Here is a 21305-nt window from a genome sequence, read left to right on the forward strand (position 1 = left end):
GCCGTTCGGGTGATGCACGGTGGGCGGCGTTGTCTTCGCCTCACCGGAATGGGTTACTGGATCCCTCGGATTCCGGCGGGCCGCCCATCCTTCCCGGAGGAGTGGAAGGCGCCGTCATGCTGATTCCGTATGACCCGGGCGGGCTCATCGTCCTCACCGACCGCTACGGGAAGCGCGTCGCGGTCATCGACCCGGTGACCCGCCGCGTCGTCCGCATGGCCGGGCTCGGGGCGCCGGGTCTCTCAGTCCGTCTGGCGATCCCCACCGGTGTGGTCGCGGCCGCGCCCTTCGGCGAACTGGACCTCCTCAACCGCTTCTCCGGCGTCTTCCCCGACCAGGGCCCGTACACCGGCGGCACCGTGGTGACCCTCATCGGCCACCACTTCACCGGCGCCACGGACGTGCGCTTCGGTCTCCGTCCGGCGGTCGGCTTCGCCGTGCTGGACGACGCGACCATCATGGCCGTGACCCCCGCAGGGAACGGGGCGGTGCCGGTCACCGTCACCACCCCCGGCGGCACCGCCCGCATCGGCTACTTCTTCTACATCCGCTGGCCCACTCTGCGCACCATCCTTCCCGCCGCCGGCCCGATCGGCGGCGGCAACATCGTCGAGCTCGGCGGCGCCAACCTCTCCACGGCGCTGCTGGTGAACTTCGGCGCCGCCGCCGCACACCCCACCGCCGTCTCCGACCAGCAACTCATCGTGGCCGCTCCGCCGGCCGTGGGGCCGGGCACCGTCCCGGTCTGGGTCACCACGACCGGCGGACTCAGCAACCGGCTGCTCTACACCTACGTGGCCGTGCCCACCGTCACCGGTGTCTCCCCGGCAACGGGCCCGATCGCGGGCGGTACCACGGTCCTCGTGACCGGCACCGCACTCTCCCGCGTCACCGCCGTCACGGTCGGCGGCGCCCCCGCGGCGTCCTTCCGCGCGTTCTCCGACACCCTGCTCGTCGTGGTGACGCCGCCGGGCACCGCAGGGCCCGCCGACCTCACCCTCACCACCCCCGGGGGCACCGTCACGGTCCCCGGCGTCTTCGGCTACCAGGCGTCCACGGGAACGACGGTCACCTCGGCACCCGACCCCTCCGTGGTCGGCCAGCCGGTGACCTTCACCGCCACCGTGACACCGGTGCCGCCGGGCTCGGGCACCCCGACCGGCACCGTCACCTTCGACTTCGGCGACGGCACGCCCGCCGTGACGGCTCGGCTCACCGGCGGCACGGCCACGGCCGACCACGCCTACGCCGACCCGTCCGGCACCCCGTACACCGTCACCGCCACCTACGGCGGCGACACCCTCTTCACTGCCTCCAGCGGGACGGACACCCAGACCGTCCGGCAGGCCGACACCACCACCACGGTGACCGCCTCGCCCGACCCGTCCCTGGCCGGGCAGCCGGTCACCGTCGTCGCCCTCGTCCTGCCGGTGGCACCGGGGGCCGGTGCGCCGACCGGCACCGTGACGTTCGACTTCGGCGACGGAACTCCCCCGGCCACGCTGCCGCTGTCGGGCGCCGGTGCGACCGTGACCCACACCTATCCGGACACCGGCGGAAGCCCGTACACCATCACCGCCACTTACAGCGGCGACACCGACTTCACCGCTTCCACGGGGACTGACAACCAGACCGTCCAACAGGCCGCCACCGCCACCGCGGTGAGCCTCACGCCGAATCCCTCGGTGGTGGGACAGCCGGTGGCCGTCTCGGCGACGGTCACGGCCGTGCCGCCCGGCGCGGGCACCCCCACCGGGACCGTCACCCTCGACTTCGGCGACGGCACCCCCACCGTCACCACGCCCCTCACCGGCGGCGCCACGAACACCACCCACACCTACACGGACACCACCGGCAGCCCGTACACGGTCACCGCCACCTACAACGGCGACACCAACTTCACCACCTCCGCGGGGACGGGCAGCCAGGTGGTGGGGCCGTCCCTGACGACGACCACCGTGACCTCCGCGCCCGACCCGTCCGCGGTGGGCGAACCGGCCACCTTCACCGCCACCGTCACGGCCGTACCACCCGGCGCGGGCACCCCCACCGGCACCGTCACCCTCGACTTCGACGACGGCACGACCCCCGTCACCGTGCCACTGACGGCCGGTGTGGCGACGGCCACGCACACCTTCACGGACACCGTCGGCAGTCCCTACGCGGTCATCGCCACCTACAGCGGCGACGCCGACTTCACCACCTCCAGCGGCACCGACACCCACACCGTCCAGGCAGCCGACACCACCACCGCCGTCACCTCCGCGCCCGATCCGTCCGTGGTCGGCGAACCCGCCACCTTCACCGCCACCGTCACGGCCGTACCACCCGGCGCGGGCACCCCCACCGGCACCGTCACCCTCGACTTCGGCGACGGCACCCCCACCGTCACCGCACACCTCACCGGCGGCGCCACGAACACCACCCACACCTACACCGGCACCACCGGCAGCCCGTACACGGTCACCGCCACCTACAACGGCGACACCAACTTCACCACCTCCAGCGGCACCGACACCCACACCGTCCAGGCAGCCGACACCACCACCGCCGTCACCTCCACCCCCGACCCGTCCAGGGTGGGGCAGTCGACGACGTTCGTGGCGCAGGTCATCCCCGACGCCCCTGCGTCCGGCGCGCCGACGGGGACCGTGACCTTCGCGTTCAGCGACACCCCCACACCCGTCACGGTGCCCGTCGTGGGCGGTACGGCGACGGTCGGCCACACCAATCCGGAGGTGGCGGACAGCCCGTACACCGTCGCGGCCACCTACAGCGGCGACGCCAACTTCAACGCCTCGGTCGGCGCGGACACCCACGACGTCGTGCAGGGGGTGTCGACGACGGTGGTGACCTGCACGCCGTCCCCCTCGGTGACAGGCCAGACGGTCACCTTCACCGCGACCGTCGCGGCCGTGCCGCCCGCCTCCGGCACCCCCACCGGCACGGTCATCTTCGACTTCGGCGACGGCACCACGCCCGTCACCGCATCGCTCACGGGCGGCACCGTCGACGTCCCCCACGCCTACGCCCACGCGGCGCTCCTCCCGTACCAGGTCACCGTCACCTACAGCGGAGACGCCAACTTCCTGACGTCCGTGGGCACCGACGTCCACAGCGTCGAGCCGGCCGCGACCACCACCACGGTCTCCGCCGCGCCCGACCCGTCGGTGACGGGCGAGACGGTGACGGTCACCGTGACGCCCGACGCACCCGCGTCCGGCATCCCCACCGGGTCCGCCACGTTCGACTTCGGCGACGGCTCCCCGATCGTCACCGCGCAACTCGTGGCGGGCTCGGCGACCGTGACCCACGCGTACGCCAGCGCGGCGGGCAGCCCGTACACCATCACCGCCGAGTACAGCGGCGACTCCGACTTCGACCCGTCCGAGGACACCATCGTCCACACCGTCGCACCGGCCGCGACCACCACCACGGTGACCTCGACGGCGGAGCCCTCGGCGGTGGGCCAGACGGTGACCCTGATCGCGCGCGTAACCCCGGTGCCGCCGGGCGCGGGCAACCCGACCGGCACCGTCACCTTCGACTTCGGCGACGGCACGCCGACCGCCACCGCGCCGGTCTCGGGCAACCTGGCCATGGTGACGCACGCGTACACCGGCACCGCGGGCAGCCCGTACACCGTCACCGCCGCCTACAGCGGCGACCCCGACTTCGCCGCCTCCACCGGAACCACCGCGCAGCGCGTGGAGATGAGCGTCTCGGCCACCTCGACCACGGTCGGCTCCGCGCCGGACCCGTCCGTCGTCGGCGAAGAGGTGACGGTCACCGCGACCGTCGCGGCCGTGCCGCCCGCCTCGGGCACCCCGACCGGGACCGTCACCTTCGAGTTCGGCGACGGCACCGCGCCCGTCGCCGCGACCCTGTCGGGCGGTACGGCGACGGCGGCCCACACGTACACCGGCGTGGCCGGCAGCCCCTACTCGATCACCGCCGTCTACAGCGGTGACGTCGACTTCTCCGGCTCGGCGGGACTCGACAGCCAGACGGTCACCCTGGCCACGTCCACGACGACGGTGACCACCACGCCGGATCCCTCCATGACCGGCGAACCGGTCACCGTCACCGCGACCGTCGCACCGGTGGACGCGGGCGCCGGCACCCCGACCGGCACCGTCACCCTCGACTTCGGCGACGGCACCGCACCGGTCGTCGCGCCCCTCGCCGCAGGGGTCGCGACCGCCGTCCACGCGTACGCGCACACGGCGGGCAGCCCGTACACCGTGACCGCCACGTACAACGGGGACGCGAGCTTCAGCGGTTCCACGGACACCGACAGCCAGAGCGTGAACCCGGCGGACACTTCCACCACTCTCTTCTCGCGGCCGGACCCGTCCACGGTCGGCGGACCCGTGACCTTCATCGCCGGTGTCGCGACCGTTTCCCCGGCGACGGGCACTCCGCTCGGCACGGTCGTCTTCGACTTCGGCGACGGCACCCCGACCGTCACCGCCGACGCCGTGGGCGGACTGGCGACGGTCACGCACGCCTACACCGGCACGGCCGGCAGCCCCTACACCGTCACGGCCGCCTACAGCGGCGGCCCCGACTTCACCGCGTCGGCGGGCACCGATCCCCACACCGTGCACCAGGCCGCGACCACCACCACGGTGACCGCCGCGCCGGACCCGTCGGTGGTGGGCGAGCCGGTGACGGTCACCGCGACGGTGGCGCCGGTGCCGCCGGGCGCCGGGGTGCCCACCGGTACCGTCACCGTCGACTTCGGCGACGGTACGGCACCCACCACGGCGCCCCTGACCGGTGGGGCGGTCATCCTCACGCATCTGTACGCCACCTCCCTCGGCGACCCCTTCACGGTCACCGCCACCTACAGCGGCAGCGCCGACTTCACCGCGTCGGTGGGCACCGAGGCCCAGACGGTCGTGCAGGCCGCGACCACCACGACGGTGGCTTCCGCGCCGGATCCGTCCGTCACCGGCCGGCCGGTCACCTTCACGGCGGCCGTGGCCCCGGTGGCGCCGGGCGGAGGCTCGCCGACGGGCACGGTGACGTTCGACTTCGGCGACGGCACGACCCCGGCCGCGGTGCCGGTCGTCGCCGGGGTGGCGACGGTCGGCCACACCTACGCCGGTACGTCCGGCAGCCCGTACCCGGTCACCGTCGCCTACGGCGGTGACGTGGACTTCACCGGTTCCAGCGCCACCACCACGCAGACCGTGGTCCAGGCCCCGACCACGACCGCGGTGTCCTCCTCGCCCGATCCCTCGGTGGCGGGCCAGCCGGTCACGGTCACCGCCACCGTCTCGGCCGCCGCCCCGGGAGCCGGGACCCCGACCGGGACCGTCACCTTCGGCTTCGACGACGGCACGGCCCCCGTCACGGTGCCGCTGGCGGCCGGGGTGGCGACGGCCACGCACATCTGGAACGACACCTCGGGGAGCCCGTACGCCATCACGGCCGACTACGGCGGCGACGCCGACTTCACCGCCTCCACCGGCACCGACACCCACACCGTCGCCGCGGCCGCGGACACCACCACCGTGGTCTCCTCACCCGATCCCTCGGTGGTGGGCCAGCCGGTCACCGTCACCGCCACGGTCCTCCCGATCGCGCCGGGGTCAGGAACCCCGGACGGCACGGTCACCTTCGACTTCGGCGACGGGACGCCCACCGTCACCGAATCCCTGAGCGGCGGCACGACCACCGCCACCCACACCTACGCCACGGCGACCGGCAGCCCGTACGCCATCACGGCCACCTACAACGGCGAGGCGGACTTCACCGCCTCCGTGGGTACGGACACCCACACCGTCGGCCGGGCCGCGACCACCACCACCGTCGGCGGACTGCCGGAGCCTTCGGTGACGGGCCGGCCGGTGACGTTCATCGCCCAGGTGGTGCCGGACGCCCCGGGGGACGGTGCGCCGACCGGCACGGTGACGTACGACTTCGGCGACGGCAGCGCACCGGTCGTCGTATCGGTGACGGACGGCACGGCCACGGCCACCCACGCCTACGCCACCGCGGCGGGCAGCCCGTTCACGGTGACCAGCACCTACAGCGGCGACGGCGACTTCATCGGATCCGTGGGGACCGACAACCACACGGTGGAGCCCGCGTCGTCGACGACGGTGGTCAGCTCGTCGCCCGATCCCTCGGTCGCGGGCGGACCGGTGACCGTCACCGCCACCGTCACGGCGGCGGCCCCGGGAGCCGGCACCCCGACGGGCACCGTCGTCCTCACCTTCGGGGACGGCACTCCCCCGGTCACGGCGCCCCTGGTGGGCGGCGGCGCCACCCACACCCACGTCTGGGCCGACACCTCGGGCAGCCCGTACGCGATCACCGCCACCTACAGCGGGGACGCGGGGTTCACCGCCTCCACGGGCACCGACACCCAGACCGTCGGCCCCGCCGCGACCACCACCACCGTGGTCACCTCACCCGACCCGTCGGTGACGGGGCAGCCCGTGACCGTCACCGCCACCGTCTCGGCCGTCGCACCGGGAGCCGGTACCCCGACGGGGACGGTGACCTTCGACTTCGGCGACGGCACCCCCGCGGTCACCGCCACGGTCACCGCGGGCGCGGCGGCCGTCATCCACACCTGGGCGAGCACCTCCGGCGGCCCGTACACCATCACGGCCGGCTACCACGGGGACCCGGACTTCACCACATCCACCGGCACCGGCACCCACACCGTCGCCCCCGCCTCCACCAGGCTGACCCTGGTCTCCTCCCCGGATCCGTCCGTGGACGGGCAGTCGGTCACCTTCACCGCCCGGGTGTCGGCCGCCGCTCCCGGCGCGGGCGCCCCCACCGGGACCGTCACCTTCGACTTCGGCGACGGCACGCCCACCGTCACGGCACCGGTCTCCGGAGGGGTCGCGGTCATCACCCACGTGTACGCGAGCGCGGCGGGCAGCCCCTACACGGCCACCGCCACCTACAGCGGAGACGCCGACTTCGGCACCTCCACCGCGACCGATCTCCACACGGTGTCGCCCAGCGCCACCACCACGTCGACCACGGTCGCCTCCTCCCCGGATCCCTCGGTCACCGGCCAGCCGGTGACCTTCACCGCGACCGTGGCACCGAACCCGCCCGGACCCGGGGTGCCGACCGGCACCGTCACCTTCCACTTCGGCGACGGCACGGCGCCCCTCACCGCGCGGCTCTCCGGCGGCGTGGCGACAGCCACCCACGCGTACGCGAGCGCGACGGGCAGCCCGTACACGGTCACCGCCACCTACAGCGGCGACGCCAACTTCAGTTCCTCGTCCGGCGCGGACACCCATACGGTCGGCCCGGCGCAGACCACCACGACGACGGTCTCCTCCCCGGATCCGTCGGTGGCCGGCCAGCCGGTGACGTTCACCGCGACCGTGGCAGCGGTCGCCCCTGGCGCCGGAGTGCCGACCGGCACCGTCACCTTCGACTTCGGGGACGGCACCCCGGCCACGTCGGCGGCGGTCTCCGGCGGCATCGCCAGGATCACCCATACGTACCCGAGCGCGGCCGGTCCGTACACGGTGACCGCGACGTACAACGGGGACGCAAGCTTCGGGTCGTCCAGCGGTACCGACACCCAGACCGTGAACAAAGCCGCAACCACCACCGCCGTCGTCTCCTCCCCCGACCCCTCGGTGGTCGGCCAGCCGGTGACCCTCACCGCCACGGTCTCCTCCGTCGCCCCCGGATCCGGCACCCCGACCGGCACCCTCACCTTCGACTTCGGCGACGGCACCGCCACGGTCACCGCCCCCGTCAGCAACGGGCTGGCGACGGTCACGCACACCTACACCGGGACAGCGGGCAGCCCGTACACCATCACGGGCAGCTACAACGGGGGCACCGACTACGCCGCGTCCAGCGGCACCGACGCCCAGACCGTGAACAGGGCGGCCACCACCACCGCCGTGGTCTCCTCCCCCGACCCCACTGTGGTGGGCCAGTCCACCACCATCACGGCCACCGTGGCCTCCGTCGCACCGGGCTCGGGGACCCCGGCCGGGACCGTCACCTTCACGTTCGGCGACGGCACGTCGCCGGTCACGGCGCCCCTGTCCGGCGGGGTGGCGACCGTCTCCCACGCGTACGCCGCCACGTCCGGCACGTCGTACCCCATCACCGCCACCTACAACGGGAACACCGGCTACGCCTCGTCGAGCGGCACCGACACCCAGACCGTGAACAAAGCCGCCACCACCACCGCCGTGGTCACCTCACCCGATCCGTCGGTCGCGGGACAGCCGGTGGCGCTCACCGCCACGGTCTCCTCCGTCGCCCCCGGATCCGGCACCCCGACCGGCACCGTCACCTTCAGCTTCGGGGACGGGACGGGATCGGCGTCCGGCACCCTCTCCGGCGGCGTCGCGACCGTGACCCATGTCTTCGGCGGGACGTCCGGCAGCCCCTTGTCCGTCACGGCCACCTACAACGGGGACTCCAACTTCACCACCTCCAGCGGCACCGACACCCAGACCGTGAACAAGGCCGCCACCAGTACCTCCGTGGCGTCCTCCCCCGACCCCTCGGTGGTCGGCCAGCCGGTGACCCTCACCGCCACGGTCTCCTCGGTCGCCCCCGGGTCGGGTGTCCCGACCGGGACCGTCACCTTCGCCTTCGGCGACGGCACCACCGCCGCCACCGCCACGCTGTCCGGCGGCATCGCCACCGTCACCCACCCCTACACCACCAGAACCGGCAGCCCCTTCGCCATCACCGCCACCTACAACGGCGACACCAACTTCACCACCTCCAGCGGCACCGACACCCAGACCGTGAACAAGGCCACCACCACCACCGCCGTGGTCTCCTCCCCCGACCCCTCGTCGGTCGGGCAGTCGGTGACGTTCACGGCGACCGTGGCACCGGTCTCGCCGGGTGCCGGAGTGCCGACCGGCACCGTCACCTTCGCCTTCGGCGACGGCACCACCGCCGCCACCGCCACCCTGACCGGCGGCATCGCCACCGTCACCCACCCCTACACCACCAGAACCGGCAGCCCCTTCGCCATCACCGCCACCTACAACGGCGACACCAACTTCACCACCTCCAGCGGCACCGACACCCAGACCCTCAACAAGAACACGACCACCACCACGGTCACATCGACCCCCGATCCGTCGGTGGTCGGCCAATCGGTGACCATCAGCGCGACCGTCTCCTCCGGCTCCGGCACGCCGACCGGGACGGTCACCTTCGCCTTCGGCGACGGGACCAACTCCGCCGTGGCCACGCTGTCCGGCGGTGTCGCCATCGTCACCCACACCTACACCACGACCACGGGGAGCCCGTTCACCATCACCGCCACCTACGGCGGAGACAACAGCTACGCCGGCTCCAGCGGCACCGACACCCAGACGCTGAGCAGGGCGGCCACCACCACAGCCGTGGTATCCACACCGAACCCGTCGACGACGGGCGACCCGGTGACCGTCACCGCGACCGTGGCCCCCGTCGCCCCCGGTACGGGGACGCCCACCGGGACCGTCACCCTGGCCATCCCGGGGCGCACCCCGCAGACGGTGACCCTCGTGAACGGCACGGCCTCCGCGACGTTCAACCCGTTGCCGAAGGGTACGTACACCGTCACCGCCAACTACAACGGGTCCGTCAACTACGCGCCCTCCGCCGGAACCACGACCCAGGTCGTGACGACGCCGGGCGGGACCCTCTAGTCTGCCGGGCCGGTGGCCTGGGCCGGCGCGTCCCCCTCGGGCCGCTTGTACATCCGTGTCGCCGTGATCTGGCCGTGCACCTGCTCCCCTTCCGGGTCCTGCGCCGGCAGGCCGGGCCGCAGATGCTCCTCGACGCTGATGTACTTGAGCCCGGCCCGCAGGTCCGCGTCGTTCCGCAGCCGGATCACCAGCGGGAACTCGGCCAGCGCCGTCGTGTCGAACAGCCCCGTCGTGTAGAGCAGCTGGACGCCCAGCGCGTCCGCGACCGCCCGCTGGAGCTCCAGCAGATACGTCGCGTTGGCACGGCCGATCGGGTTGTCGAGGAACAGCGTGCCCGCGTGGCGGTGCTTGTCGCGGCCCCGGTCGTTGCTGCGCAGCGCGGCCATCGTGCAGTACAGGGCGATGGCGGCGGTCAGCAGCTGGCCGCCGGAGAAGACGTCGCCCATCTGCCCCACCGGCACCCGCTCCGCGCGCAGCACCGCGTCCGGCTTCAGGATCTCCACGGCCACCCCGCGTGGCTGGAGCGCCGCCGAGACGCCGCGCAGCAGCAGGGACATGCCGTCCCGGCGCAGGTCGGAATTCTTCTTCACCGCCGAGCGGGTCGCCTCGTCGATGACCTCGCCCAGCCGCTCCGTGAGCGTCGCCTGGTCCGGGTCGTCGAACCGGATCCGCAGGAACTCCTGCCCCGACCACTCGCCAAGACCCTCCGGCAGCCGGGAGAGCCGCTGCGCCGAACGGAGCGTGGCCAGGCAGGACTCGACCAGGCCGCGCAGCCGGTCGACGATGGAGTCGCGGTTGCGCTCGAGCTGCTCCAGCTCGTCGGTCAGCACCCGCAGCCGGGGCGCGAACGCGTCGGCCCAGGCGGCGGCGTGCTCGGGCAGCGCGGCCGCCGGCAGTTCGCGGATCTGCTGGCGGGCGGGGGTGCGGACCTGCTCGTAGCGGGTGGAGTTGGCGTGCCGTACGAGGACGTCGCTCGCCTCCCGGACCGCCGACTCGGCGCCCGACAGATCGGCCGCGCAGCCGCGCAGCGAGCGGCGGGCCTCGGTGGCCGCCTGCCGGGCCTCGGCCAGGCCGCCCGCGTACGCGTCGGGGCGCTCGCCGTCGTCCTCGGCGCCCGGGCCCTCGCGCAGCAGGTCCCGCAGCAGGGCGGCCGTCTCGTCGAAGCCGCCCGCCGCGTCCTCCGCGGAGCGGTGGGAGCGCAGCAGGTCGGCGTGGGCGGTGCGGGCGGTGTCCAGCGCGTCCGTCCGGGCGGCCAGTTCGGCGTTGGCCGTGCGCAGCAGCTCCTTCGCCTGCTCCGCATCGGCCGGAACCGTCTCCTCCGGCAGTGCGGTGTGCGCGTCGCCGTCTGCCGGGGCCAGCCGCTCGGCCTCGCCGCGCAGCCGTCCGAGCTGCTCGCTGGCCGCCGACGCGCGGGTCTCCAGCATCTGGACGAGCGACTCGGCGCGGGCCGCCGCGGCCTGCCGGGACGGGCCGTCCGCGCCGTCGGTGCCCTCCAGGAGCTGGGCGGCGCGGGTGCGGACCTTGTTGGTGAGCCGGTCGAGGCTGGCGAGCGCCGCGCTCTCGTCGCTCTCCGCGCGGGCCTGTTCGGCGCGCAGGTCGGCGCCGACGCCGACCTTCTCGTAGACCTGGGAGGCCGCGCGGTACGCCTCGCGGAGCGCGGGCAGCGACGCGGTGGGCGGCTCGGTGTCGTCGCCCAGGTCGTCGGGCGCCCCGGCGATCTCCGCCCGCTCGGCGCGCAGGGCGCGCGCGGTGCGGTGCGCGTCGTCGGCCGCGCGCTGGGCCGCGCGCCGGTCCTCGTCTGCGGCGCGCGCCCGGTCCACGCAGGCGGCGGCCCGCTCCTCGGCCTCGGCCGCCTCGTCGGCGAGTTCGCGCAGCCGGGTCTGCCAGTTGGCCCGTTCGCGCAGCCGGTACGCCAGCCCCGCCAGCGCGTCCGCCACCCGGCGGGCCCGCTGCGCGGCCTCCTGCCGCTCGTCCCGCACCCGGGCCGCCTCGGTGGCGGCCTCGTCCGCCTCGGCCCGGGCCGTACGCGCCTCCGTCAGCTCCCGCTGCGCCGTCTCGGCCGCCTCCGCGGCGCCTTCGGCGGCGGTCGCCAGCTCGGCGAGCCGCCCGGCCGGGCAGCCGCCGCGCCACGACGACAGCCGGGCCGCCAGCGCCCGGTCCCCGGACAGCCGGGCGGCCAGCGCCCGGATCTCCTCGTCCCGGGCCGCGGCCCGGCCGCGCAGCCCGCGCCGCTCGTCGTCCGCGGCGCGCTCGTCGTGCATCGCCGGGTTCGGCGGGACGAGGAACACCCCGCTCTCCTCGGCCGCGTCGGGCGCGGGCGTCGGCGCCAGCAGCGCGGCAGCCGTCCCGACCGCGACGGCCGAACGCGGCAGCAGCGACGCCTGCCCCAGCACCGCGCGGGCGCGGGCGTGGGTGTCGGGGTCCGTGATGACGACGCCGTCCACCAGCTCGGGGCGGGCCGCGAGCACGGCCGCGTGGTCGACGGGGTCGACGGCCTGGGCCAGATAACGCCAGCCGGGCAGGGCGGGGATGCCGTGCTCGCCCAGGTACTCGACGGCGGCCAGCACGTCGGGGCTGGGCGGCAGCAGCCCGCCGTCGCCGAGCGCGGCGAGAATGCGCGAGTCCTCGGCGGCGGCGGTCCGCAGGTCGAACAGCTGCCGCTCGGCGGAGGCCACGCTCTCCTCCAGCAGCTCCCGCAGCGCGTCGACGTTCCGATCCAGCTCCTCGGCGCTCAACGGCCCGTCCCCGACGGGCCGCTGCCGCGGCGCGGGGGCGGCAGCAGGTGCGGCGGTGTCGTTGCCGGACGCGCCGGCCGAGTCGCCCGCCGCGGGCGTGTCACCGTCGCCGACCTCGGGGGCCCAGCAGTCCTGCTCGTCGTCGGCAGCATGCGCCTGCCCGGGCTCCGGCACGGCGCTGCCGTCCGCGATCCCGCTCCCGTCAGGCTGCTCGGACACAGGCGCGGCGTCGGCGGACGCACTGGCCGAATCGGCCGCGGCGGGCGCGGCGGACGCGGCATCGTTGCCGCCCTCGGCGGCATCCCCGGACGCGTCGGCCGCCGGATGCGGCTGCCCGGAGTCCAGCGCCTGCTCGGGCACGGGCCCGGCGCCGCCGTCCGCGTCGGCGGAAGCCCGGTCGTCACCGTCCCCGTCGTCCCCGACCCGGGCCGTCACCCGCCCGGGCGGCGGCGAATCGGCCGCGTACACGCGCACGGCGGCCACGTTGCCGCGGGCGCCGTGCGCAGCGCCCGATACGGCGGTCTCGTCCGCTTCGCCGGTCTGCGGCCGCTCCTCCCCGGCTCGGGCCGCGCCCCGGCCCGTCGGCTGTGGCTCGGCGGCGGACGCACCGCCCTCGCCCGACTGCTCCGCCGCCGCGGGCTTGCCCGAGCGCCGGTCCTCTGCCACGCCAACGGCGGCCACCGCGCCCCCGCCATCTGGGGCGGCGCCGTGGCCCGCAGCGGGTGAGGCCGGGCACTGCGCACCGGCCGACGACGCCACGCCGCTCTCGTCCGCAGCGCCGCCGGCCCGCGTACGGCCGGTGCCGGTGCTCACGGCGCTGCACTGCGGGCGCTGCTCCTCCGCGCAGGGTGTGTTCCGGCCCGCCGGGCGGGACCCGGCGGCGGGCGGCGCGCCGGTGTCGCGGGCGCCGCGCTCGGCCGACGGCGGCATGGCACCGTCCCCGGCGCCGGTCTGCGGCCGCTCCTTCGCGGCGGCGGGGGCGCCGCCTCCGTCCTCCGGGGCCTCGACGCGGACCGTCACCCGGCCCTGGGGGCGTGAGTCGGCCGCGTGGGTGCGGCCGGGGCGGGCTTCGGCGTCGCCGGGCCCGGACGCGGCGCGCGGGGTGCCGTCTTCGGGCGTGTCCGGACGCTCCTCGTCGTCGTCCGCGCGTGGGCCCCGCGCTGCGGTGCCGTGGGCCTCGTCGGGGGCGTACGTGTGGTCGGGGTCCGCGGCGTGCCCGTCGTGCGTGCCGGTGGTGGGGTCCGCGCGGAAGGCGGCGGGGAGTTGGGACAGGCCCAGCATGTCGTCCGCGTCCGGGTCGTCGTCCACCCGGACGGTGATCCAGCCCGTACGGGACGACTCGGCCGCGGAGGAGCGGGCGGCGGGGATCGTGGGGGCGGGCTGGGGGAGGCCCAGCAGCTCGATGAGGCGCGGCTCGGCGCCGAGCGCCTCGGCGGCGCGCCGCTCCGCGTCGTACGCCGACTCCGCCGCCCGCGCCGCGTCGACCGCGCGGGCGGCGGCCAGTTCGGCGCGGGCCTGCTCGGCGGCGGACGCCCTCGCGTGGTCGGCGGTGCGGTCGGCCGTCTCGCGGGCGGCCTCCCAGGCCGCGGCGGTCGTCTTCTCGGCATCGCTGGCGGCGAGCGCGGCCCGGGCCGGGTCGGCGTCGGGGGCGGAGTCGTCGAGCCATCCGGCGCGCACGGCCTCGGCGGTCTCCTGCTCGACCTCGGCGAGCCGCTGCCGCAGGTGCTCGGCGTCGCTGCGGGCGCGCTGCGCGGCGGTGGCGGCTGAGGTGGCGTCGCGGTGGGCGGCCTCGCCGGTCTCCTGGAGGGCGGCGGAGCGCTCCTCCTCCTCGTTGGCGTGCCGTTCGCCGTCCTCCGCCGCCGCGTGGAGGGCGCGTACGAGGTCGGCGGCGGCCTTGGCGCGGGCGGCGAGCGCGGGGGCCGCGTCCCGCTCGGCCTCGCGGATGGCGGCGGCCACGCGCGCGGAGCGGTCGGCGGCGGCGCGGTGGCGGAGCACCGTCTCGGCGGCCTGCCAGGCGGAGTGCAGGGTGCGGGCGTCGTTGAGCTCGCGGCGCTGGGCGGCGGCGCCCTTCTCGGCGGCGGCGAGGGCCAGTGAGGCGTGGCGGTAGGCGAGTTCGGCGGCCACCAGGTCGCTGCGTCCACGCGCGGTCTCCGCCTCGGTGACGGCGTGCGCGGCGGCGGCGACCTGCTGGGCGAGTTCGCCGGCGCGGCCCCGCTCCTCGGCGCCGCGCGCGGAGAGCCGCCGGGCGAGCGTACGGGTGCGGCGCTCGGCGCCCGCGTGCACTCCGCGCGCCTGCTCGCGGCGCTCGGCGGCGTCGGCGATGCGCTGGAGCAGGTCCAGCGAACCGGCCGTGAAGTCGCGCTCGGCGGTCAGCTCGGCGCGGCGGCCGAGCTTGTGCGCGAAGCCGTGGACGAGGTCGGCGAGCCCGTCGGTGTCGCGGGTGTCGGTGACGGCCCGCAGCAGCAGATCGGTGAAGTCGGAGTCGTTCTTGACGGCGAAGAGCCCGGCCGCCTCGCCCTCGTCGGCGTTCATCTCGCGCTGGTAGCGGAAGAGTTCGGGATCGAGGCCCAGCTCGCCGAGGTGTTCGTTCCAGCGCTCGTGGATTTCCACCCAGGCGACGTCCAGGTGCGGGTACGCCTTGCCCGCCTCGGTGAGGGCGTCCCGGAACCCCTTCATGGTGCGGCGCCGGCCGCGGGCGGTGGAGGCGCCTTCCCCGGCGGGGCGGACCGCCGCGGCCTCGGCGACCGGCAGCGAGTCGAGGCTGAGCCCGGGGCCGGGGCGGAAGGAGTACCACGCCTCGGCGAACTTCCGCGGGTCGTTGGAGACCTGGCGGCCGCGCCACTCGCTGACCTTGCCGACCACGACCGACTCGCCGGTGACCGTGTGCTGCCACTCCAGGGCCACATGCCCGCAGTCGTCGGCGAGCAGGAACTTGCGCAGCACCCCGGAGCTGGCGCCGCCGAGGGTGTTGCGGTGGCCGGGCAGCATGACCGAGAAGATCAGCTTGAGGAGGACGGACTTGCCGCCGCCGTTCTCCAGGAAGAGCACCCCGGCGGGGGCCGGGCGGCGCGGCGGGCCGACCGGCTCGTCCTCGAAGAACTCCGCTTGGGTCGGCGCGGGGCTGGGCACCGGATCGCCGACTCCGCGCAGGTCCAGCACGGTGTCGGCATAGCGCGCACCGGCCGGCCCGATGGAGTAGAGGCGGATCCGGGACAGCTCGTACATGGCGGCGGACTCTCGTTGTCGGAAGGGGTCGGAAGGAGGTGTGACGGTCAGGAGTGGAAGGGCAGACCGGCGTCGGCGACGAGGTCGAGGTCATCGCCCTCCTGCGGCGGCAGCAGCGTCGCGCTGCCGTCGGCGACCGGCACGACGCCGAGCGCCAGCAGCTCGGACATGGCGGCACCGGCCGCCATGTCGCGCACCTGGAGCTGGTAGCGGGCGGTGGTGCGGTACGTGCCGCCGGACTCGTCCCCGGTGCGCTGGAGGAAACCGGAATCGACGAGGAAGGCGACGGCCTTGCCGATGATGCCGGTCGTCGAACCGGCCAGCCGGCGCGCGTCCTTGGTCGCCCCGGTGGCGCTGCGCCGCGCGTACACCCGCCAGGCGGCCTCCAGTCCGGGCGCGTCGGTGGCCGGGTCGGTGTTCTCGCCCTGCTCCTCGGCCCGTTCCTCCAGGCGGGTGCAGGCCTGCCGTACGAAGGCGTCGACGCCGTTGACGGTGACCCGGCCGATGTACCCGTCGTCGGCCAGGTCCTCGGGGCGCGGAAAGGCCATGGCAGCGACCGCGAGATGGGCGAGCCCGTGCAGGAAGCGGTCGGCGGAGTCGCTGGCGGCGCGGCGGGCGTAGTCGCCCATGCGGACGGCGAAGACGGAATCCTCGGCGGCGGTCACGGCCATCCCGGCGCGGGCGGACACCTCCAGCACGATCAGCCCGAGCCCGGCGGCGACGGCGTCGGCGAGGCGGGCGAAGGCCGGTTCGTCGCGGTAGCGGCGCAGCAGCTCGGCGTACTCCACGTCCCGGGCGGGCAGCAGCTTGGGCTGCAGCCCGAAGGACACCAGCCGCGCCGCGTCGGCCGCGTCGGCGGGCGTGACCCCGCCCGCCGGTCCACCCGGCGCGGCGGTCGGCTCTGGCTGTGCCGCGTCGTCGGCGGCGTCGTACTCGGTCACGGGTGAAGCTCCTTGCGCGGGGCGTGTCCACGGTCTGCGGCGCGTCGGGGTCGCATCTACGCCACCTCCGTCCGGTCCGCCGCCATGCCCGCGGCGTCCAGGAGGGCGGTGCCCACTATGAGGTCGGCGCCGCCGAACTCGTGGTCCTCCAGCTCGGTGCCGTCGTCCACGGCGAACAGCAGCCGCTGTTCACCCTGGCGGTAGGCGGTGCCGACCGGGGGACTGGCCGCGTGGACGGCCAGGAGGGCGATCAGGTAGGGCAGGTCGGGGTCGCGGCGGCGGGCTTCGGCGAGGAGGCCGGAGAGGCGGCGCGGGGCGTCGGCGGGGAGGTCGAGCAGCTCCATGGCGACCGCGAGCTGCTCCTCGCTGAAGCGGCTGTCGTCGGGGGTCGCGATGAGGTCCGGCTCGGGCATCTCCGCGCCGAGGTGTTCGCGCTCGACGGGCGGGGTGAGGAGCATGTCGACCAGGTCGCCGACGCGGACGGAGGTGGGCGTCCGCATCCCCGTGCCGCGGGCGAAGAACCCGTCGGTGACCCGGCCCGCCTGCTCGACGGGGAGCGGCAGGACCGGGGCCAGGAGCTGTCCGTACAGGTCGAGTCCGGCGCGCGCGGCGGGCGGGGCGAACGCCTGGCGGTCCTGCTCGGCGCGGAACAGCGGCCCGGCCTCCAGCAGCCGGGACTGGAGCTGGGTGTGGCGCCGGATGCAGTCCTTGACGATGTCGACCAGCTCGGCGGCGCGCCGCTTGTGCTCGGCGCCCTCGGCCTCGTCACGCGCCTTGCGGATGTTGGTGAGGATCGCGTTCTCGTGGCGGTAGCGGTCGGCGACGTGGTCCAGCGCTTCGTTGATCATCTCGGGGACGGTGCGCAGCCAGTCGACCGCGCGGACGTTGCGCCGGGTCGCGTCCAGCGTGCGGCGCAGCGTCTCCGAGTACTGGACGGTGCGGTAGCGGGCCTGCTCGGCGGCGAGTTGGGCGTCGGCGAGGCGACCGCGGCTGATGAGGACCTCCAGCTTGACCTCGGCGGCGATCTGGGCGCTGGTGACGTCCGTGTCGAGGGCGCCGACCAGGACGTTGACCGCCTCGTCGGTGGTGCGCAGATAGACGCTGCCGCCGGGCCCCGGCACTTCCTCGATCAGCTTGAAGTCGTAGTCGCGCCGGACATACGCGCCGTCGGCGCCGAACGTGCCGTACACGGCGCGGAAGCCGCGGTCCACGCTGCCGACATTGATCAGGTTCTCCAGCACCCAGCGGGCGACGCGCTCGTGCTCGGCGGCGGGCCGCCCGGGGGCCTGGGCGCCGACGCGGGGCAGCAGCCTGGCCACTATCTGTTCGTGGTCGGCGCCGGTGTCGAAGTCCATGTTGAGCGTGACCAGGTCGATGGCGGCGAGGGCGACCTCGGCCATCGCGTACACCCCGTACTCCCCCGCGAGGTTGGCCTTGCGGGTGTCCAGGTCATGGAGCGGCGCGGTGCACGCGAGCGCGCGCAGCCGCCGGGCCAGGCCCTCGTCGGCGGCCGGTCCCGGCGCCGGGCGGGCTGCCCCGTCATGGCCGTTGAGCTGGGGCGCGGTGGTGGCCCCGGGGGGTGGAGATGTCACGTCGCACAGATTAGGCGGTCGCACCGACAACGCACGAAACGGCACGAGATCCCGCTATGTCAGGGTGCGTCGTGCCCGTACGCACCGCGCCGTACACCGGCGCGTCTCCCGTCGCTCACCGACCCGTCAGTCTACGGCTTCGCGGGAGTTCCCCGGGCTGCCCGGCGAACCGTCGGTCAGTGGATCGCGCCTTCGGCGGCGCGCACATCCGTCCCGGTGCTCGCCGCCGTGGTGACGATGGCGCGGAGCGCCTCGGCGACCGTGGCGGCGGGCAGGGACGGTTCGGGCCGGTCCACGACCTGTTCGGGCGCGTAAGGGACGTGGACGAATCCGCCGCGTACGCCGGGCCGCTCGGTGGCGATCAGATGGGCCAGGCCGTAGAAGACGTGGTTGCACACGAAGGTCCCGGCGGTCTGCGAGACGGAGGCGGGTATCCCGGCGGCGCGTACGGCGGCGACGCAACGCTTGATGGGCAGGGTCGCGAAGTACGCGGCGGGGCCGCCCTCGACGACGGGGCCGTCGAGGGGCTGCTGTCCCGCGTTGTCCGGTATGCGGGCGTCGTTGACGTTGATGGCGACCCGCTCGACGGTGACGCCGGGGCGGCCGCCGGCCTCGCCCACGCACACCACCACCTCGGGGTCGCTCCGGTCCACCGCGGCCCGCAGCTCGTCCACGGCCGTGCCGAAGACACAGCTCAGGCGGGCGGTGGTCACGGTCAGACCGGGCGGCGGGTCGGCGGCGACCAGGGAGACGGCCTGCCATGAGGGGTTGACGACCGACCCACCGAAGGGGTGGAAGCCGGTGAGCAGCACTCGGGTCACGGGGTGGCCTCCTCAGAAGGCGAAGAGCGGGATGATGGCGCGGGTGGCCCGCCGGCCCGGAGGTCAGCCGATCCGCTGGGCGTACGCCTCGGAGAGCTGGGCCAGCGAGTCGTCCAGATAGGCGGCGAGCAGGTGCTCGGCGCGCGGCGCGTCGCCGTCCTCCAGCGCCCGCAGCATCTGCCGGTTGCGGTCGAGGTAGGGCTCGTGGAAGCGCCGGGGGTCGTCCATCGTATGAAAGACGAGGCGGAGTTCGGCCAGCACGCCCCGCATCAGCTCGTCGGTGCGCGGGCTGCCCGCCAGCGCGACGATCCCCTGGTGGAAACGGATGTTGGCGGTGCCGAGATCCCGCCAGGCGGCGTCACGGTCGGCCTGCTCGCCCGCCGCCACGGCCTGGCGCAGCGCGTCGAGCGGATAGGGCGGCTCGCCGAGCCCGCGCAGGGCCGCGCATTCGACGAGGTGCCGCACCCGGTAGATGTCCACGACGTCTTCGACCGCGAGCACCCGGACGAAGACCCCGCGGTTGAGTTCGTGGACGAGCAGGCGTTCGTGCGTGAGCAGCCGGAACGCCTCGCGCAGGGTGTTGCGGGAAATGCCGAGCGCGCCGCCGATGCTGTCCTCCGACAGCCGTGAGCCGGGCAGGATGAACCCGTCCGTGATGCGGGTGCGCAGGATGTCGGCCACCCGCTCGGCGGTGCTGGTGCGCCCCAGCAGGGCACGGTCGTCCGCCAGCCCGGCGAACGCCGCCTCCCCGGCTCCGTTCTTCCCCACGTGCCCTCTTCTCTTCTCGCCCCGCGCCCTCTGCCTGCGCCAGTCAACCGCAGAAACAGGAACGAAACAACATGGGTATTGCCGGATCGTTCAACGATCCCCTACGTTGACCGGCAAGCCCGACGCCCCGACCGCCTTCACTCTCGGGGCGACGTCCCCCTCCTCTGCCACACATCCCTCTCTGCGAGGTGGCCATGAGCACGTCCCCGACAACACCCTCGAACCGGCCGAACGAGGCGACTCCGGCATCCCGCCCCACCGCCCAGGGCACCGAGGACAACGGCGCCTTCGCCTGGCGCCGCGATCTCGGACCCCGTGGCCGCCGCGCCTTCAACGGGGCCTTCGGCGGCTACGCCCTGGACTCGTACGACTTCTTCGCCCTGCCACTGAGCATGGTCGCCATCGCGGCGTACTACGGGCTCAGCAGCGACCAGACCGGGCTGCTCGCCACGGTCACCCTCGTGGTCTCCGCCGTGGGCGGCGCGCTCGCCGGGATCCTGGCCGACCGGATCGGCCGGGTGAAGGCGCTGATGATCACGGTGATCACCTACGCGGTCTTCACCGTGGCCTGCGGCTTCGCGCCCAATTACGAATCGCTGCTGGTCCTGCGCGCCTTCCAGGGGCTCGGGTTCGGCGGTGAGTGGGCGGTCGGCGCGATCCTCGTGGCCGAGTACGCCTCCGCCAGGCACCGCGGCCGCACGCTCGCCTTCATCCAGAGCTCCTGGGCGGTCGGCTGGGCCCTCGCCGTGGTCGTCTACACCCTCGTCTTCCAATTCGTCGACGAGGACATCGCCTGGCGCGTGATGTTCTGGACCGGCGCCCTCCCCGCCCTGCTCGTGTTCTACATCCGCAGGAACGTCACCGACGCGCCCCGGGCCGCCGAGCAGCGTGCCAACAGCACCAGGCGCGGCTCGTTCGCCGAGATCTTCCGCCCGGAACTGCTCAAGACCACGGTCTTCGCCTCGCTGCTCGCCACCGGCGTCCAGGGCGGCTACTACACGCTCGCCACCTGGGTCCCGACGTTCCTCAAGGAGGAGCGGGGCCTCACGGTCGTCGGCACCGGCGGCTATCTGACGTCGCTGATCTCGGGCGCCTTCACCGGCTACCTCACCGGCGGCTACCTCACCGACCGGCTGGGACGGAAGAAGACCATCGCGCTGTTCGCCTTCCTCTCCGCCGGCTGCATCCTCGTCTACACCCACATCCCGAGCGGCGCGAACACCCTGCTGCTGGTTCTCGGCTTCCCGCTGGGTTTCTGCATGTCGGCCATCTTCAGCGGCTTCGGCTCGTTCCTCAGTGAGCTGTACCCCACGGCCGTCCGCGGCACCGGGCAGGGCTTCACCTACAACACCGGCCGCGCCGTGGGCGCGTTCTTCCCGACCCTCGTCGGATTCCTCGCCGGCAGCTGGGGCGTCGGCGGAGCGCTGGTGTTCGGCGCCGTGGGCTACGGCCTCGCCGTCGTCGCTCTCCTCGGCCTGCCCGAGACCCGCGGCCGTGAACTGCTGTGACGGCGGACGGTTCGACGAAGGAAGCGAAAGAGAGCGAAAGGGAAAATGAC

Annotated in this window: 7 protein-coding genes; 2 read left to right on the top strand and 5 right to left on the bottom strand. The window is 74.5% G+C overall.

The features are described 5' to 3' along the window. Positions 1–116 precede the first annotated feature (116 nt). A complete protein-coding gene (locus tag ACH4SI_RS35245) occupies positions 117–9665 on the top strand; it encodes an Ig-like domain repeat protein (RefSeq protein WP_398303097.1) in 9549 nt (3182 codons plus the stop codon). Here ACH4SI_RS35245 and ACH4SI_RS35250 read toward each other — a convergent pair. From ACH4SI_RS35250 to ACH4SI_RS35270, 5 genes are all read right to left on the bottom strand, one after another. Beyond that, positions 9662–15625, bottom strand: coding sequence for a hypothetical protein (locus tag ACH4SI_RS35250; RefSeq protein ID WP_398303099.1), 5964 nt, complete (start codon positions 15623–15625; stop codon positions 9662–9664). The two genes, ACH4SI_RS35245 and ACH4SI_RS35250, sit on opposite strands and share 4 nt — an antisense overlap. 47 nt (positions 15626–15672) lie before the next feature. Then, positions 15673–16566, bottom strand: a complete 894-nt coding sequence (locus ACH4SI_RS35255) for a hypothetical protein (RefSeq protein ID WP_398303101.1) — start codon at positions 16564–16566, stop codon at positions 15673–15675. A gap of 56 nt (positions 16567–16622) precedes the next feature. Then, on the bottom strand, positions 16623–18158 hold the full coding sequence (locus tag ACH4SI_RS35260) for a hypothetical protein (protein ID WP_398303103.1): 1536 nt from the start codon (positions 18156–18158) through the stop codon (positions 16623–16625). Between the two features lie 176 nt (positions 18159–18334). Then, positions 18335–18979, bottom strand: coding sequence for a pyroglutamyl-peptidase I (gene pcp, locus ACH4SI_RS35265; protein ID WP_398303105.1), 645 nt, complete (start codon positions 18977–18979; stop codon positions 18335–18337). A 63-nt stretch (positions 18980–19042) separates the two neighbouring features. Next, positions 19043–19747: a GntR family transcriptional regulator gene (locus tag ACH4SI_RS35270; RefSeq protein ID WP_398303107.1), complete on the bottom strand. Its 705-nt coding sequence runs from the start codon at positions 19745–19747 to the stop codon at positions 19043–19045. 194 nt (positions 19748–19941) lie between these two features. On the opposite strand from ACH4SI_RS35270, the gene ACH4SI_RS35275 reads away from it, so the two are divergent. Continuing rightward, entirely contained in the window at positions 19942–21255 is a 1314-nt protein-coding gene (locus tag ACH4SI_RS35275; protein ID WP_398303109.1) for an MFS transporter, read from the top strand. Positions 21256–21305 lie beyond the last annotated feature (50 nt).

It is taken from the genome of Streptomyces sp. NPDC021212 (assembly GCF_044332925.1).
In the GTDB taxonomy this organism is placed as follows: Bacteria; Actinomycetota; Actinomycetes; order Streptomycetales; family Streptomycetaceae; genus Streptomyces.